This is a genomic window from Ramlibacter sp. GCM10027632, assembly GCF_042675325.1.
Classification (GTDB): Bacteria; Pseudomonadota; Gammaproteobacteria; order Burkholderiales; family Burkholderiaceae_C; genus Ramlibacter.
Genome location: NZ_JBHTGW010000003.1, coordinates 81,793 through 96,282, shown reverse-complemented (window position 1 = coordinate 96,282; position 14,490 = coordinate 81,793). Strand labels below are relative to the sequence as shown.

12 protein-coding genes and 1 tRNA gene are annotated in these 14,490 nt (G+C 70.1%); 5 read left to right on the top strand and 8 right to left on the bottom strand.

The features are described from left to right. Window positions 1–471: 471 nt before the first annotated feature. The 8 genes from ACFQZY_RS06440 to ACFQZY_RS06405 all read right to left on the bottom strand — a co-directional run bounded on the left by ACFQZY_RS06440 (window position 472) and on the right by ACFQZY_RS06405 (window position 9,668). Window positions 472–1,683 (bottom strand): tyrosine-type recombinase/integrase, encoded by a 1,212-nt coding sequence (locus ACFQZY_RS06440; RefSeq protein ID WP_377414105.1) that lies wholly within the window; start codon window positions 1,681–1,683, stop codon window positions 472–474. Window positions 1,684–1,882: 199 nt separating this feature from the next. Next, window positions 1,883–1,973: transfer RNA gene (locus ACFQZY_RS06435), tRNA-Ser, on the bottom strand. Window positions 1,974–2,002: 29 nt separating this feature from the next. Beyond that, a complete protein-coding gene (locus ACFQZY_RS06430) occupies window positions 2,003–4,012 on the bottom strand; it encodes a response regulator (protein WP_377414103.1) in 2,010 nt (669 codons plus the stop codon). An 8-nt stretch (window positions 4,013–4,020) separates the two neighbouring features. Continuing rightward, the gene (locus ACFQZY_RS06425; protein ID WP_377414101.1) at window positions 4,021–5,946 is read right to left on the bottom strand and encodes a response regulator; all 1,926 of its coding nucleotides are present in this window, start codon (window positions 5,944–5,946) and stop codon (window positions 4,021–4,023) included. 204 nt (window positions 5,947–6,150) lie between these two features. Further along, entirely contained in the window at window positions 6,151–7,284 is a 1,134-nt protein-coding gene (locus tag ACFQZY_RS06420) for a branched-chain amino acid ABC transporter substrate-binding protein (RefSeq protein WP_377414099.1), read from the bottom strand. 112 nt (window positions 7,285–7,396) lie between these two features. Then, window positions 7,397–7,699, bottom strand: a complete 303-nt coding sequence (locus tag ACFQZY_RS06415; protein ID WP_377414097.1) for a hypothetical protein — start codon at window positions 7,697–7,699, stop codon at window positions 7,397–7,399. Continuing rightward, on the bottom strand, window positions 7,696–8,130 hold the full coding sequence (locus ACFQZY_RS06410) for a DNA polymerase III subunit chi (protein WP_377414095.1): 435 nt from the start codon (window positions 8,128–8,130) through the stop codon (window positions 7,696–7,698). Before ACFQZY_RS06410 ends, ACFQZY_RS06415 begins: the two co-directional genes overlap by 4 nt. Beyond that, on the bottom strand, window positions 8,130–9,668 hold the full coding sequence (locus tag ACFQZY_RS06405) for a leucyl aminopeptidase (RefSeq protein WP_377414093.1): 1,539 nt from the start codon (window positions 9,666–9,668) through the stop codon (window positions 8,130–8,132). Before ACFQZY_RS06405 ends, ACFQZY_RS06410 begins: the two co-directional genes overlap by 1 nt. 44 nt (window positions 9,669–9,712) lie before the next feature. Here ACFQZY_RS06405 and lptF point away from each other — a divergent pair, with 44 nt between their 5' ends. The 5 genes from lptF to ACFQZY_RS06380 all read left to right on the top strand — a co-directional run bounded on the left by lptF (window position 9,713) and on the right by ACFQZY_RS06380 (window position 14,454). Continuing rightward, window positions 9,713–10,819: an LPS export ABC transporter permease LptF gene (gene lptF, locus ACFQZY_RS06400; protein WP_377414091.1), complete on the top strand. Its 1,107-nt coding sequence runs from the start codon at window positions 9,713–9,715 to the stop codon at window positions 10,817–10,819. Beyond that, on the top strand, window positions 10,816–11,916 hold the full coding sequence (gene lptG, locus ACFQZY_RS06395) for an LPS export ABC transporter permease LptG (protein ID WP_377414088.1): 1,101 nt from the start codon (window positions 10,816–10,818) through the stop codon (window positions 11,914–11,916). The genes lptF and lptG overlap by 4 nt, the downstream gene beginning before the upstream one ends. After that, window positions 11,895–12,281, top strand: a complete 387-nt coding sequence (locus ACFQZY_RS06390) for a sirohydrochlorin chelatase (RefSeq protein WP_377414085.1) — start codon at window positions 11,895–11,897, stop codon at window positions 12,279–12,281. The genes lptG and ACFQZY_RS06390 overlap by 22 nt, the downstream gene beginning before the upstream one ends. Window positions 12,282–12,347: 66 nt before the next feature. Continuing rightward, on the top strand, window positions 12,348–13,295 hold the full coding sequence (locus ACFQZY_RS06385; RefSeq protein WP_377414082.1) for a CysB family HTH-type transcriptional regulator: 948 nt from the start codon (window positions 12,348–12,350) through the stop codon (window positions 13,293–13,295). Beyond that, window positions 13,285–14,454, top strand: a complete 1,170-nt coding sequence (locus tag ACFQZY_RS06380) for a pyridoxal phosphate-dependent aminotransferase (protein ID WP_377414079.1) — start codon at window positions 13,285–13,287, stop codon at window positions 14,452–14,454. Before ACFQZY_RS06385 ends, ACFQZY_RS06380 begins: the two co-directional genes overlap by 11 nt. Window positions 14,455–14,490 lie beyond the last annotated feature (36 nt).

The window sequence follows — 14,490 nt, the reverse complement described above, 5'->3', positions numbered from 1 at the left end:
TGGGGGTGTTCGCCTCTATCCAGCCTTGAGGGTCTCGGACCCACGCCTGAACGTCCGAGAGTCGCCAGCGCGTAAAGCGAGCCGAGCGGATTACTGGTGCTGGCAGTTGCCCGCGACTTTGGAGGTCGTAGAAGTAGCTACGCCCCATGCCGCACATCCTGGCGGCGACGTTTGCGTCAATGAGGGCGTCTGACTGAATGCCTTGGTCGATCTTGAGCATTGGAGGAACCCAAAGAGGCCGCTCACAGACTGTGCGCGGCTGTTGGCTTCGCTACCGTTCGTCAAGTGCCAGTGGCTTGTCTTGGGAAGGCTCCCCTCCTGGGGTGGCTAGGGCTTATCCGTGTGACGGAGTTCCTAGTTGGCGGTCGCAGTTTCCTGCGAACTGGTGTGGATATTAGCGCACCACTCCATCTAGCGTTTGAAGTTCCCTGTTGAGGTCCGCATGGCGGCCCCTGAACTTGTCCACTCCACTCACGCCGCAAGCCTCCGCAGCGGCAGCACATTCCCGCGGGCGACAGACTCCAAGTAATTGCCCCACCACGCCATCATCTCGGCCCGCTGCGGCAGGTACAGGGCGTGGTTGTAGGCCGCACTCACGGCGTTGCGCTCGCTGTGGGCCAGTTGCAGCTCGATGTGAGCGTGATCGAACTCATGTTCATGCAGGATCGTGGACGCGAGCCCCCGGAAGCCATGGCCGGTCATCTGCCCCTTGTAGCCCATGCGCTCCAGCGCTGCGAGGATCGTGTTGTTGCTCATGGGCTTGCCGTGGTCTCGCTCCCCCGGGAACAGCAACTCTCGGCCTCCTGTCACGGTCTGGAGGGTTCGCAACACGTCGATAGCCTGCGGCGACAACGGCACGATGTGCGGGGTCCGCATCTTCATGCGCTCAGCCGGCACATCCCAGCGTCCGGCCTCAAGGTCGAACTCTGCCCAGCGCGCCCCGATCAGCTCGCCCGTGCGAACGAACGTCAGCGCCATCAGCTTGATTGCCAGCCGGGTAACCGTGTGCCCCTGGTAGGCGTCGATCTTGCGCAGGAGCATCGGCAGTTCGCGGGCATCAACTCGCGCGTAGTTCTGCTTCGCCCTGGCCGGGAGGATGTCAGACGGCCTGATGTCCGTCGCTGGATTGCGGTTTGCCTTGCCGTGTGCGATGGCGTACCGGAACACCTGATTGCACATCTGGAGGCACCGCTTTGCGATGTCTAGCGCGCCCCGGGCCTCGACGGCTTTCGCCATGGCGACAAGTTCAGGCGCTTCGACTTGGGCAACAGGCCGCGCCCCGATCGCTGGGAAGACGTTCTGTTCCAGGCGCCGGATCACGTATTGGACGTGGCTGTCACTGCGAGAGGACTTCCACACGCCCCACCACTCACGGGCGACTGCTTCAAAGGTGTTGATTGTCTCGGCCTGCCTGATGGCTCGCGCCGTGTGCTTGGCTTGCACTGGATCGACGCCTGTTGCTAGGGTTCGGCGGGCATCGTCGCGCCTGACGCGCGCTTCCTTGAGGCTCACATCGGGGTACTGGCCCAACGAGGCTGTCCGCTCTTTGCCCTCGTGCCTGTATCGCAACTGCCATAGCTTGGAACCGTTGGGCCGCACCAGCAGATGCAGCCCTCGTTCGTCCGCCAGCCGGTACTTTTTTTCAGCGGGCTCGGCCTTCCGCACCTTGGTATCACTCAGCATCGTTTTCCCCTCAAATGTGGGTAACGGCGCGGGCTGCTGCGGGTAACCCGCTTATTACCCACACGGTTACCCGCAGGATACACAGGCTTCAACAGGGTACATGCGGACCCATGGAGACGCCAAGACTCCAAGCTACAGAGGGAAACCGGGGAAAAATGCCAGTGCTGCGGTGCTATGCAGTCCGTTGCGGACTGAAAACTGGCGGAGAGGGCGGGATTCGAACCCGCGGTGGGCTATTAACCCACACACGCTTTCCAGGCGTGCGACTTAAACCGCTCATCCACCTCTCCGGGAAGACCGTGATTGTAGCAGGGTTCCGTCACGCTTCCGCGCCTCGCGAACATAAACGCGGATCGGACAGCATCGCAAGCAGTTCATCGACATCCGCGGGCTTGACCAGGTGCCGGTCGAAGCCGGCCTGGGCCGAGCGCGTGCGGCTCTCCGCCTCGCCGTAGCCGGTGAGGGCGACCAGCACCGCGTCGCGCGTGGCCTCCTGGGCGCGCAGGTGCCCCGCCACCTCGAACCCGTTCATGCCGGGCAGGCCGATGTCCAGCAGCACCACGTCGGGCCTGAACTCGCATGCGAGCGCCAGCGCCGCCGGACCCTCGTGGGCCACGCGCACCTCGAAGCCCTCCATCTCCAGCAGCAGCGTCAGCGTCTCGGCCGATGCGGGCAGGTCGTCGACCACGAGGACGCGCCGGCCCCGCGCGCGGCCGCCGTCGCGCCGCACCGGCGGGCGCCCTGCCCCGCCGGCCGCACCGAGGTCTTCGCCTGCCCGCGCGGGCAGCCGCACGACGAACTCCGCCCCCCGGCCCGGCCCCTCGCTGCAGGCCTCGACCCGCCCGCCATGCAGTTCGACGAGGTGCCGCACCAGCGTGAGCCCGATCCCGAGGCCGCCCTGCGAGCGGTCCAGCGACGGGTCCCCCTGCACGAACAGCTCGAAGACATGGGGCAGGAAGGCAGGCTCGATGCCGCAGCCCTGGTCCCGCACGCGCAGCACCAGGCCGTCGGCCTCCATCGCGGCGCACAGGTCGATCACCGACCCGGGCGGCGAGAACTTGCTGGCGTTGGTCACGAGGTTGGACAGCACCTGCGCGAGCCGCACCATGTCCCCTTCCACCACCACCGGCGCCGGCGGCAGGGCCAGGCGCAGCGATTGCCCGCGCGCGGCGAGCCGCGGCGCCGTCGCCTCGACCGCGCGCTCGACGACCGCCGCCAGGGCCAGCGACTCGGGCTTGACGACCACCTTGCCCTGCACGATCCGCGAGACATCGAGCAGGTCGTCGATCAGCCGCGCCATGTGCTCGGCCTGGCGGCTGATCACGTCGCGCGCCCAGGCCAGGGTGGGCGGTGCGACGTCGGCGCCCTGCAGGATGTGGACGGCGTTGCGGATCGGGGCCAGCGGGTTGCGCAGCTCGTGCGCCAGCATGGCGAGGAACTCGTTCTTGCGCCGGTCCGCGGTGCGCACTTCGGCGTACAGGCGCGCGTTCTCCATGGCCATGCCGGCGCGGCTGGCCAGTTCGCGCGCCAGCGCCAGGCGGGCCGCGTCGAAGCAGCCAGCCGGCCCGTGCACCAGCAGGGCCCCGGCCGACGGTTCCCCCGGCCGCAGCGGGATGACGGCGCAGGCTTGCCCCTCTTCCTCATGGGCCAGGGCCTCGCCCGAGGCGAGCGCGCGCCCCGCCAGCGCGCAAAGGGGGCCGCCCAGGCGCGAGGCGGCATCGGACTCGATCAACTGGGCACGCTCGCCCAGCCGCGGCACCGCCAGCCGTAGCAGCGCGTCGCGCGTCTGCGCCAGGTCGAGCGAGCGGGCCAGGACCTCGCTGGCCTGGGCCAGGTAGTCGGCGCGGTCCACCGCCGCCTCGGCCGCGGCGCGCGCGGCCTCGGCCCGGGCCAGGGCCTCTCGCTCCTCGGCCCGTAGCTGGAGCTGCCGGTTCAGCCGGAACAGGTCCACGAAGACCCGGACCTTGGAACGCAGCACCTCGGGTACGACCGGCGAGGAGATACAGTCGACCGCGCCCAGCGCGTAGCCGCGCCGCGCCTGCAGGTCGTCGACATAGGCGGAAATGAAGACGATCGGCGTCTGCGCCGAGCGCCGGTGGCCGCGGATCAGGCGCGCGGTCTCGAGGCCGTCGATGTCGGGCATGTTGACGTCCAGCAGGATCACGGCGAACTCGTCGTCCAGCACCCGCGCCAACGCCTCGCAGCCCGAGCGTGCGGAGACGATGCGCTCGCCCAGGTCGGCGAGGATGCTGCGCAGGACGAGGTGCTTGTCCGGCTGGTCGTCCACGATGAGGATGCTCACGGGTTGCGGCGCTGTCGCGGGTTGCATGGCAAGCCTCAGGCGGGTGGCAGCCAGGCGCGCAGGACGGCCAGGAGCGCCTGCGTGTCGACCGGCTTGGACAGGTAATCCCAGGCGCCGGCGGCGATGCATTTTTCGCGGTCGCCCTTCATGGCCTTGGCGGTGACCGCCACCACCGGCAGCTCGCGGCCTTGCGGCAGGCGCCGGATCTCGCGCAGCGTGGCCAGGCCGTCGAGGGCCGGCATCATCACGTCCAGCAGGGCGACGTCGAGGCGGAGACCGGTGGCGACGCGCTGGATCGCGTCCCGGCCGTTGTCCGCCCAGACGATCTCCATGCCGTGCTCCTCGAGCACGGTGGCCAGCGCGAAGATGTTGCGCATGTCGTCGTCGACGACCAGGGCCCTCAGGCCGCGCAGCGAGGCCGCGGCCGCCGGCGGGCGCGGCGGCCCGAGGCGGCCGGCCAGCGCGCGCAGCGCGCCCTCGAGACGCGCCGGCTGCCACTGGGCCGGCGGCAGCACGCAGGCCGGCAGGTCGGCGAAGGCCGGGTCCAGCCGCAGGCGGCGCAGCAGGCGGGCGCCCGGCATGTCCGACAGGGCCGGCCCCAGCACCACCGCGGACGGCCGGGCATCGGCCGCCAGGCCCAGCGCCTCCGCGCCACCGCGGGCCGCCAGCAAGGTCCAGCCGGCGCGCCGCGCCGCCTCGAGGGCATCGGCCAACCGGTCCGCATCCGCATCCGCGGCCAGCAGCAACGGCCGGCCGCTGCGCCGTCGCGCGGCCGGCGGCGTCCCGAGGGCTGTGGCCGGATCACGCACCGGCCGCGGCCCCGCAGGCGCGGCGGAGCGCTTGCGCCGCGCCGCGGCCACGCGCGCTTCGGGCGGGGGCGGGCCGGCCCGCCGGCCGCTCCGCCGGCCCGGGGCATCCAGCGGCAGGAACAGCGTGAAGGTGCTGCCCCGACCGACCGCGCTGTCCAGCCGGATCTCGCCCCCGAGCAGCCGCGACAGCTCGCGGCTGATCGCCAGGCCCAGGCCCGTGCCGCCGTAGGTGCGGCTGGTGGAGCCGTCGGCCTGCTGGAAGGCCTCGAAGATGATCTGCTGCTTGTCGGCGCCGATGCCGATGCCGGTGTCCGAGACCGAGAACGCCACCACCCGCCGCGCCTGGCGCAGGCCGGGATGCTCCGCGCTCCAGCCGCCGCGCGCGTGGACGATGGACAGCCGCACCCGCCCCTGGTGCGTGAACTTGAACGCGTTGGACAGCAGGTTCTTCAGGATCTGCTGCAGGCGCTTGGCATCGGTGCGCATCGTCGCCGACGGGCGCAGGCTGCTGTCGACGGTGAACTCCAGCTGCCGGGCCTCGGCGACGTGGCGGAACGTGCGCTCGACAAAGCGCTCCAGGTCCGCCAGCCGCAGCGGCCCGATGTCGACCGCGACGGTGCCCGACTCGATCTTGGACAGGTCCAGGATGTCGTTGATCAGCATCAGCAGGTCCTGCCCCGAGGCGTGGATGGTGCGGGCGAACTCCACCTGCCGCAGGTTCAGGTTGCCCTCGGGGTTCTTCGACAGCTGGTCGGACAGGATCAGCAGCGAGTTCAGCGGCGTGCGCAGTTCGTGCGACATGTTGGCCAGGAACTCGCTCTTGTACTTGGAGGCCAGGGCGAGCTGCTGGGCCTTGTCCTCGAGCGACTGGCGCGCCAGTTCGACCTCGCGGTTCTTGCGCTCGACCTCCTCATTGCGGTGCGCCAGCAGGCGGGCCTTGTTCTGCAGCGCGGCGTGGGCCGGCTGCGGCCGTGCGCGCAGCGCGGCGACTGCGTTGAAGGCCGCGGCCAGCTCGCCCATCAGGCCCGGCCCCTCGGCGGGCAGCCGCACCGCGGTGTCGCCTTCGGCCAACCGCTGCAGCGCGGCGAGCAGGCGGTGCAGCGCGGCGTCGCTCGGGCGCGGGGGGGCATGGGGGCGGGCCAGGAGTTCCATGACGCGACGCAGCGTAGCGGCCTGCCCGTCGAGCCACAAACGCCCCGGTTACCCGGATGGGCCGCAAACCGAGTCCCCGTGCGGGCTGTAGGCAGGTGCCTACGCCATCACGCAAGCCCGCCCGACATGCGGTGCGTCGGGTAACAGACTCAGCAGAAAAGAAAAAGCCGCCAGGCGGCGGCTTTCTCGCGCGGGAGGACGCGCTCAGTTCAGCGGGGTCTTCTTGCCATCGCGGTACACGTAGAGCGTCATGGCGGGGTTCTTCAGTTCGCCATTGGGCTCGAACGCGATGTTGGCGGTCACGCCCTTGTAGTTGGTCTCGAGCAGCTTGGCGGTGTAGACCTTGGGGTCGACCGAGTTGGCGCGCTTCATGGCGTCGACCAGGACGAAGGTCGCGTCGTAGGTGTACGGGCTGTAGACCTGGAACTGGTTGGGGTACTTGGCGTCGTAGCGCTTCTTCCAGGCCTCGCCCCCGGGCATCTTCACCAGCGAGGCGCCGCCCTCGGCGCAGACCACGTTGCCCAGGGTCCTGGCGCCGCCGGAGAGCTTGGCGATCTCGGACGTGCAGATGCCGTCGCCGCCGAAGTACTTGACGTTGCCCATGCCCAGCTGCTCCATCTGGCGCAGCATGGGGCCGGCCTGCGGGTCCATGCCGCCGTAGAAGATGGCGTCGGGGTTGGTGGCCTTGATAGCGGTCAGGATGGCCATGAAGTCGGTGGCCTTGTCGGTGGTGAACTGCTCGCTCACGACCTGCATGCCCTTGGACTGCGCGGTGCGCTTGAACACGTCGGCCACGCCCTGGCCATAGGCCGTGCGGTCATCGACGATGGCCACCCGCTTGAGCTTGAGCGCGTCGGCGGCGTAGAAGGCCAGGCCGGCGCCCAGGGCGTTGTCGTTGGCGATGATGCGGTAGGTGGTCTTGTAGCCGGGGCGGGTCAGGTTGGGATTGGTGGCCGCGCCGGTGACGTGCGGGATGCCGCAGTCGTTGTAGACCTTGGATGCGGGGATGGTGGTGCCGGAGTTCAGGTGGCCGACCACGCCAGCGACCTTGGCGTCGCACAGTTTCTGTGCGGCGGCCGTGCCCTGCTTCGGGTCGGCGGCGTCGTCCTCGGCCTGAATCTCGAAGCGCACGCGCTTGCCGCCGATGACGGGGTTGGTGGCGTTGATGTCCTCGAGGGCCATGCGCACGCCGTTCTCGTTGTCCTTGCCGTAGTGCGCCTGGGCGCCGGAGATGGGAGCGACGTGGCCGATCTTCACCACCTGCACGTCCTGTGCGCCGGCCAGGCCCGCGGCAGCCGCCAGGGCGGCAGCCACGCCGAGCTTCAGTTCGAATTTCATGGGACTAAACCTCCGAAGTTGGGATTGGGTTGGGGGGGCTGCCCCGCAACCCGGCAACGGTATCGCAAATTTCACACCCGGCGGCCTAGAAGAACCACGGGGTGGCGAAATATCAACGCCCCCGCTCCTGCGCGAGCGCCTCCGCCACCAAAGACCGCACCACCGACTCAACCTCCGCCGCCACCAGCGGCGCGATGCCCCGGGTCTGCTCCAGGACCACCTGGGCCACCGCCTCGCGCAGGCGCTGCTCCAGGCCCTCGCTCACGCGCTGCATGATGCGGCGAACGAGCTGCTCCTCGGACGGCCCGGGCTGGCCTGCGGGCGCCTCGCCGGCGTCGTCCGGGTGCGCCTCCACCACCTCCGTGAGGGTGGGCACGAAGCGCGGCGGCGTGCGCGGCGTCGGGGTTTCGTTCATGCGGCGACGTCCTTCTGGTCGAACTTGGTCGGGGTGTGGCCGTGGGCGGCGTAGTGCTTCCAGCGCGTGCGGGCCTCCTGCAGCGCCGCCTCGTCCCGGCCGACCAGCTCGATCAGGCGCTCGAAGCCGTCGAAGCCCTCCGGCACCTGGGTGCCCAGGTTCACCAGCACCTGCCGGTGCGGCGCCGCGTGGGCGTCGGGCGCCAGGACGATCGGGCTGCGCGCCAGCACCGAGGCAGGCGCCGCCCCGGCGACGCAGTGCGGCAGGAAGTCCTGTGGGGAGAAGGTCCACAGGGCCTGGTCGAGCGCGCGCAGGTCCTGGGGTTCGGCCACCACAACGACGCGGGCGCCGCTGGCCGCGGCCTTGCGCAGCAGCCGGCAGGCGTAGGCGACCGGGTCGCCGAGGTTGACGTGGAAGCTGATGTCGGTCATCAGGCCTTGGCAGCCTTGGCCGGCTTCACGGCCTTGGCGGCCTTGGCGGCCTTGCCGGCGCCGCCGGCCCGGGCCGCCTGGCGCGCCCGGGGCGCCGGCGGCTGCACCTGCGACAGCAGGAACTGCACCAGCAGGCCCACCGGCCGGCCGGTGGCGCCCTTGGCGGCGCCGCCCTTCCAGGCGGTGCCGGCGATGTCCAGGTGGGCCCAGGGATAGGCCCCGGCGAACCGCTGCAGGAACTTGGCCGCGGTGACCGCGCCTGCGGGGCGGCCGCCGACGTTGGCCATGTCGGCGAAGTTGGTCTTGAGGCCTTCGCCGTACTCCTCGTCCAGCGGCATGCGCCAGCACGGGTCCAGGGCGATGTCGCCGGCCGCCTGCAGCGCCTGCGCCAGGCCATCGTCGGCGGCGAACAGGCCGCTGCGCACCGAGCCCAGGGCGATCACGCAGGCGCCGGTGAGCGTGGCGATGTCCACCACCGCGCGCGGCTTGAAGCGCTCGGCGTAGGTGAGCGCGTCGCACAGGATCAGGCGGCCCTCGGCGTCGGTGTTGAGGACCTCGATGGTCTGGCCGCTCAGGCTGGTGACCACGTCGCCCGGCTTGAAGGCGTGGCCCGAGGGCATGTTCTCGCAGCTGGGAATGAGGCCGACCACGTTGATCCGGGGCTGGAGTTCGGCCAGGGCGCGGAAGGTGCCCAGCACGCTGGCGGCGCCGCCCATGTCGAACTTCATTTCGTCCATCTCGGGCGCGGGCTTGATCGAGATGCCGCCGCTGTCGAAGGTGATGCCCTTGCCCACCAGCACCACCGGCGCCTCGGAGGCCGGGGCGCCCTGGTACTTGAGGACGATGAAGCGCAGCGGCTCCTGAGAGCCCTGGGCCACCGCCATGAAGGAGCCCATGCCGAGCCTGGCGACCTCCTTGGGACCGAGGACCTGCACCTCGAAGCCGCCGGCCTTCGCGAGCTTGCGGGCCTCCTCGCCCAGGTGGGTGGGGGTGGCGCGGTTGGGAGGCAGGTTGCCCAGCTCGCGGGCCAGCTCGATGCCGTGCGCCGTGCCGCGGGCGGCGAGGAAGTCGCCCCGCACTGCCTCGGCGTCCGGCACGCCGATCACGACCTTGGCCAGCTCGCGCGGCTCGCCCTTGGACTTGGTGGCCACGTACACGTAGCTCGCCTCGCTCGCGCCGGAGACCGCGCCGCGCACCGACGCGGCGCCGCTGCCGGCCGGCAGGCACACCGCCAGGCGCTTGATGCCGGCTCCGCGCAGCGAGGCGACGGCCGCGGCCACGGCGGACTGGATGCGGCGGCCGCTGCCGTCGCCCACGCCGGCCAGCAGCAGGCGCGGCGCGGCCACGCCGGCGGGACGCCAGGACTGCAGCGACTTGCCGGGCTTGGTCTCGAGGCTGCGGGCCTTGAGGGCGTCCGCCGCGATCAGCGAGATCGCGTCCTTGCCGGGCTTGAACCCCTCGGCCAGGAGCACCAGCATCGCATCGCACTTCTCCGCGCAGGCCGCGTCCAGGCCCAGGGTCTTCAGTTCAAAGTCCATAATCCCTTGTTCTCTCTCGAAGCCACTGCCACTACAGCGCGCCGATGTTATTCCATTCCTCCCTACGCAAGGAGCTCGCCCGCAGCTTCGGCGCGACCCTGGTGGTGCTGGTCACGATCGTCATGACGATGACCCTGATCCGCACCCTCAGCCAGGCGAGCAAGGGCAGCGTGAACCCGCAGGAAGTGATGATGGTCATGGGCTACACGGTGCTGGGCTACCTGGCGCCGATCCTGACCCTGTCGCTGTTCATCTCCATCGTCGGCACGCTCTCGCGCATGTACCGGGACAGCGAGATGGTGATCTGGTTCGCCGCCGGCCGCGGCATCGGCGCGCTGCTGCGCCCCCTGCTGCGGTTCTCCTGGCCGGTGGTCGCCGTGGTGGCCATCCTGGCCCTGGTCATGTGGCCCTGGGCCAACCAGCAGACGCGCGAACTCAAGGACCGCTACGGCAGCCGCGGCGACCTCGAGCGCGTCGCCCCCGGGCAGTTCCAGGAGTCGGCGCGCGGCAACCGCGTCTTCTTCCTGGACAAGGACACACCGGACAACAAGTCCGGCAAGAACGTGTTCATCGCCACCAACGAGAACGGGCGCGAGACCGTCACCTCGGCGCGCACCGGCCGCGTGGTCGTCCAGGGAGACAGCCAGTTCCTGCTGCTGTCCAACGGGCAGCGCATCGAGCGCTCCAGCGAGCGCACCGACCTCAAGGTGACCGACTTCGAGGAGCTGGGCAACCGCGTCGGCGAGGGCGGCCTGTCCCCACGCATCGAGCTGCCGGCGAATACCCGCAGCACGCTGACCCTCCTGGCCGAGCCCACCTCCGCCAACCGCGCCGAGCTGGCCTGGCGCCTCGGCCTGGTGATCGCCACCCTCAACTTCGTGGTGATCGCCATCACCGTCTCGAGCGCCAACCCGCGCGCCGCCCGCAGCGGCAACCTGCTGTTCGCGCTGTTCGCCTTCGTCCTGTACTACAACATGCTGAACATCGGCCAGAGCTGGATCTCCAGCGGGCGCGCCGGCTTCGCCACCTTCATGCTGGCGCTGCATGGCGGCGTCCTGGCCGTGGCGCTGCTGTGGCTGGCCAAGCAGCATCACAACTGGCGGGTCTGGCCGCGCCTGCGCCGTGCGCGCGCGCAGGGAGCCGCCACATGATGACCCTGCGCCGCCTCATCTACCGCGAGGTGCTGGCCGCGGTGGGCTTCGTCGCGCTCGGCTTCCTGGCGCTGTTCTTCTTCTTCGACTTCGTCGACGAGCTGCCCGCCGTGGGGCGCAGCGGCTCCGCCTACGGCCTGGCCAACGCCCTGGCCTACGTGCTGCTGCTGGTGCCCAGCCACCTGTACGAGCTGATCCCGATCGCCGTCCTGATCGGCACCATCTTCGTGATGGCGCGGCTGGCGCAGAGCTCCGAGTACACTATCCTGCGCACCTCCGGGCTCGGGCCAGGCCGCGCCCTGCGCACGCTGATGCTGCTCGGGGCGGCCTTCACCCTCGTGACCTTCGCCACCGGGGACTACCTGGCCCCGCTCGCCGACCGCTCGGCGCAGCTGCTCAAGGCCCGCTACCAGGGACGGCTGTCGGTGGGCCAGACCGGCGCCTGGCTCAAGGAGCGCCAGCCCGAGCACACCTACACGGTCAACGTCGCCGCCCTCACCTCCGATGGCAGCCTGCAGGGCGTGCGCATCTTCGAGGCCGACGACCGAGGCTTCCTGGTGACCCTGCTGCAGGCCCGGCGCGCCGAGTTCTCGGCGGCGGGCTGGCGCCTGCACGAGGTCGAGCGCACCGAGTTCCAGCCCGCCGCCTCGGGCAACATGGCGGCCCCGCGCGCCCGCCTGGAGACCCTCGAATGGCCCACCGGCATCACGCAGGAGATGGTCTCGGTAGCCCTGCTCAAGCCCGAGCGCATGCGCACGATCGACCTGTTCCAGTACATCCGCCACCTCGAGGCCAACGGCCAGACCTCGCAGCGCTACGAGATCGAGTTCTGGCGCAAGGTGTTCTACCCCCTCAGCTGCATGGTGATGGTGGTGCTCGCCCTGCCCTTCGCCTACCTGCACTTCCGCTCTGGCGGGATCACCGGCTACGTGTTCGGCGGCGTCCTGATCGGCATCAGCTTCTTCCTGCTGAACAACGTGTTCGGCTACATCGGAAACCTTCGCAACTGGTGGCCCTGGCTCACGGCCGCGGCCCCCGGCCTGATTTACTCATTTCTTTCCCTGGGAGCCTTCGGATGGCTGGTGCTGCGGCGATGAACCACGGCGTGATCCTTTTTGCCCACGGCTCGCGCGACCCGCTGTGGCGCCTGCCGATGGAGTCGGTGGCGGCGCGTGTCGCCGCGCGCTCGCCCGGCACCCCGGTGCGCTGCGCCTACCTCGAGCTGACCACGCCCGACCTGCCCACGGCCGCCGGCGAACTCGCCGGCCTGGGCCTGGCGAGCGTGGCCATCGTGCCGATGTTCCTGGGCGCCGGCCGCCATGTCCGCGAGGACCTGCCGCAGATCGTGGCCGGCCTGCGCGCCGCCCACCCTGCGGTGGACTGGCAGTTGCAGCGCCCCGTGGGCGAGGACGACCGGCTGCTGGACCTGCTCGCCGACCTTGCCTTGCCCGCCGCGCCCTGAGAGGTCCTTGGCGATTTTGTTAGAGGTTTATTGCATAATGAATTTCTCTTTTAGAAGAAATTCAATATGAACCTTCACCAGTTCCGTTTCGTCCAGGAGGCTGCCCGCCGCAACCTGAACCTGACCGAGGCGGCGAAGGCGCTGCACACCTCGCAACCCGGCGTCTCCAAGGCGATCATCGAGCTGGAGGAGGAACTGGGCGTGGAGATCTTCGCCCGCCACGGCAAGCGCCTGAAGCGCATCACCGAGCCGGGCCAGCACGTCCTCAAGAGCATCGAGCTGATCATGCGCGAGGTCGGCAACCTCAAGCGCATCGGCGAGCAGTTCAGCGCGCAGGACAGCGGCACGCTGTCCATCGCCACCACCCACACCCAGGCCCGCTACGTGCTGCCGGTGCCGGTCGCGCGCCTGCGGGAGGCCTACCCCAAGGTGAACGTGAGCCTGCACCAGGGCTCGCCCGACCAGGTGGCGCGCATGGTGCTGGACGAGGTCGCCGAGATCGGCATCGCCACCGAGTCGCTGGCCGACTACCCCGACCTGGTCACCCTGCCCTGTTACGAGTGGCAGCACGTGCTGGTGATGCCCACCAGCCACCCGCTGGCGGCCAAGGAGCGCGTGACGCTGGAAGACCTCGCGGCCGAACCCATCATCACCTACCACCCCTCGTTCACCGGCCGCACCCGGATCGACGCCGCCTTCGCCCATCGCAAGCTGCAGCCGCGCATCGCGCTGGAGGCGATCGACTCCGACGTGATCAAGACCTATGTCCGCCTCGGCCTGGGCGTGGGCATCGTCGCGGAGATGGCGGTGCGCGAGGACGGCGGCGGCAACGCCGACCTGGCGGTGCGCCCGCTGGGCCACCTGTTCGGGCAGAACGTGGCCCGGGTGGCCTTCAAGCGCAGCGCGTACCTGCGCAACTTCGTCTTCAAGTTCGCCGAGCTGCTGTCCGACCGCCTGGACCGCAACCTGATCGCCAAGGCCATGAGCGGCCATGTCAACGACTATGACCTCTGACACCCCGGTGCGCACGCCCGCCCTCGAGACCAAGCTGCCCTCGGTGGGCACGACCATCTTCACCGTGATGTCGGCGCTGGCCACCGAGCACCAGGCCGTCAACCTCGGCCAGGGCTTCCCCGATTTCGGCTGCGACCCGCGCCTGGTGGAGGCCGTGGCCGGCGCGATGGCCGCCGGCCACAACCAGTACCCGCCCATGCCCGGCGTGCCGGCGCTGCGCGAGGCGGTGGCCGCCAAGGTCGAGGCCCTGTACGGCCGCCGGTACGACCCGGCCACCGAAGTCACCATCACCGCCGGCGCGACGCAGGCCATCATCACCGCCATCCTCGCGGTGGTGCGCCCGGGCGACGAGGTCATCGTGCTCGAGCCCTGCTACGACAGCTACGTCCCCAACATCGAGCTGGCCGGCGGCACCGTGGTGCGCGTGCCGCTGGTGCCGGGCAGCTTCCGCCCCGATTTCGACCGCATCGCCGCCGCCCTCACGCCGCGCACCCGCGCGATCCTGGTCAATACGCCGCACAACCCCAGCGGCACGGTCTGGACCCGCGAGGAGATGCTGCGCCTGCAGGAGCTGCTGGCGCCGACCGACGTGCTGGTGATCAGCGACGAGGTCTACGAGCACATGGTCTTCGACGGCGCGGACCACCCCAGCGCCGCGCGCTTCCCGGGCCTGGCCGCACGCAGTTTCATCGTCTCCAGCTTCGGCAAGACCTACCACGTCACCGGCTGGAAGGTCGGCTACGTGGCCGCGCCTGCGCCCCTCACCGCGGAATTCCGCAAGGTCCACCAGTTCAACGTGTTCACCGTGAACACCCCGGTGCAGCACGGCCTCGCCGCCTTCATGGCGGACCCGGCGCCCTACCGCGAGCTGCCGGCCTTCTACCAGCGCAAGCGCGACCTGTTCCGCGAGGGCCTGGCGCGCACCCGGCTGCGGCTGCTGCCCAGCGAGGGCACCTACTTCCAGTGCGTCGACATCTCCCGGGTCAGCGACCTGTCCGAGTCCGACTTCTGCCAGTGGCTGACACGCGAGGTGGGCGTGGCGGCGATCCCGCTGTCCGCCTTCTACGGCGACGGCTTCGACCAGCGCGTGGTGCGCTTCTGCTTCGCCAAGAAGGACGAGACCCTGCGCGCGGCCCTCGAGCGCCTGGCCAGGCTCTGAGCGGCCCGGGCCGGGTTGCAGCGGTGCGACGTCATT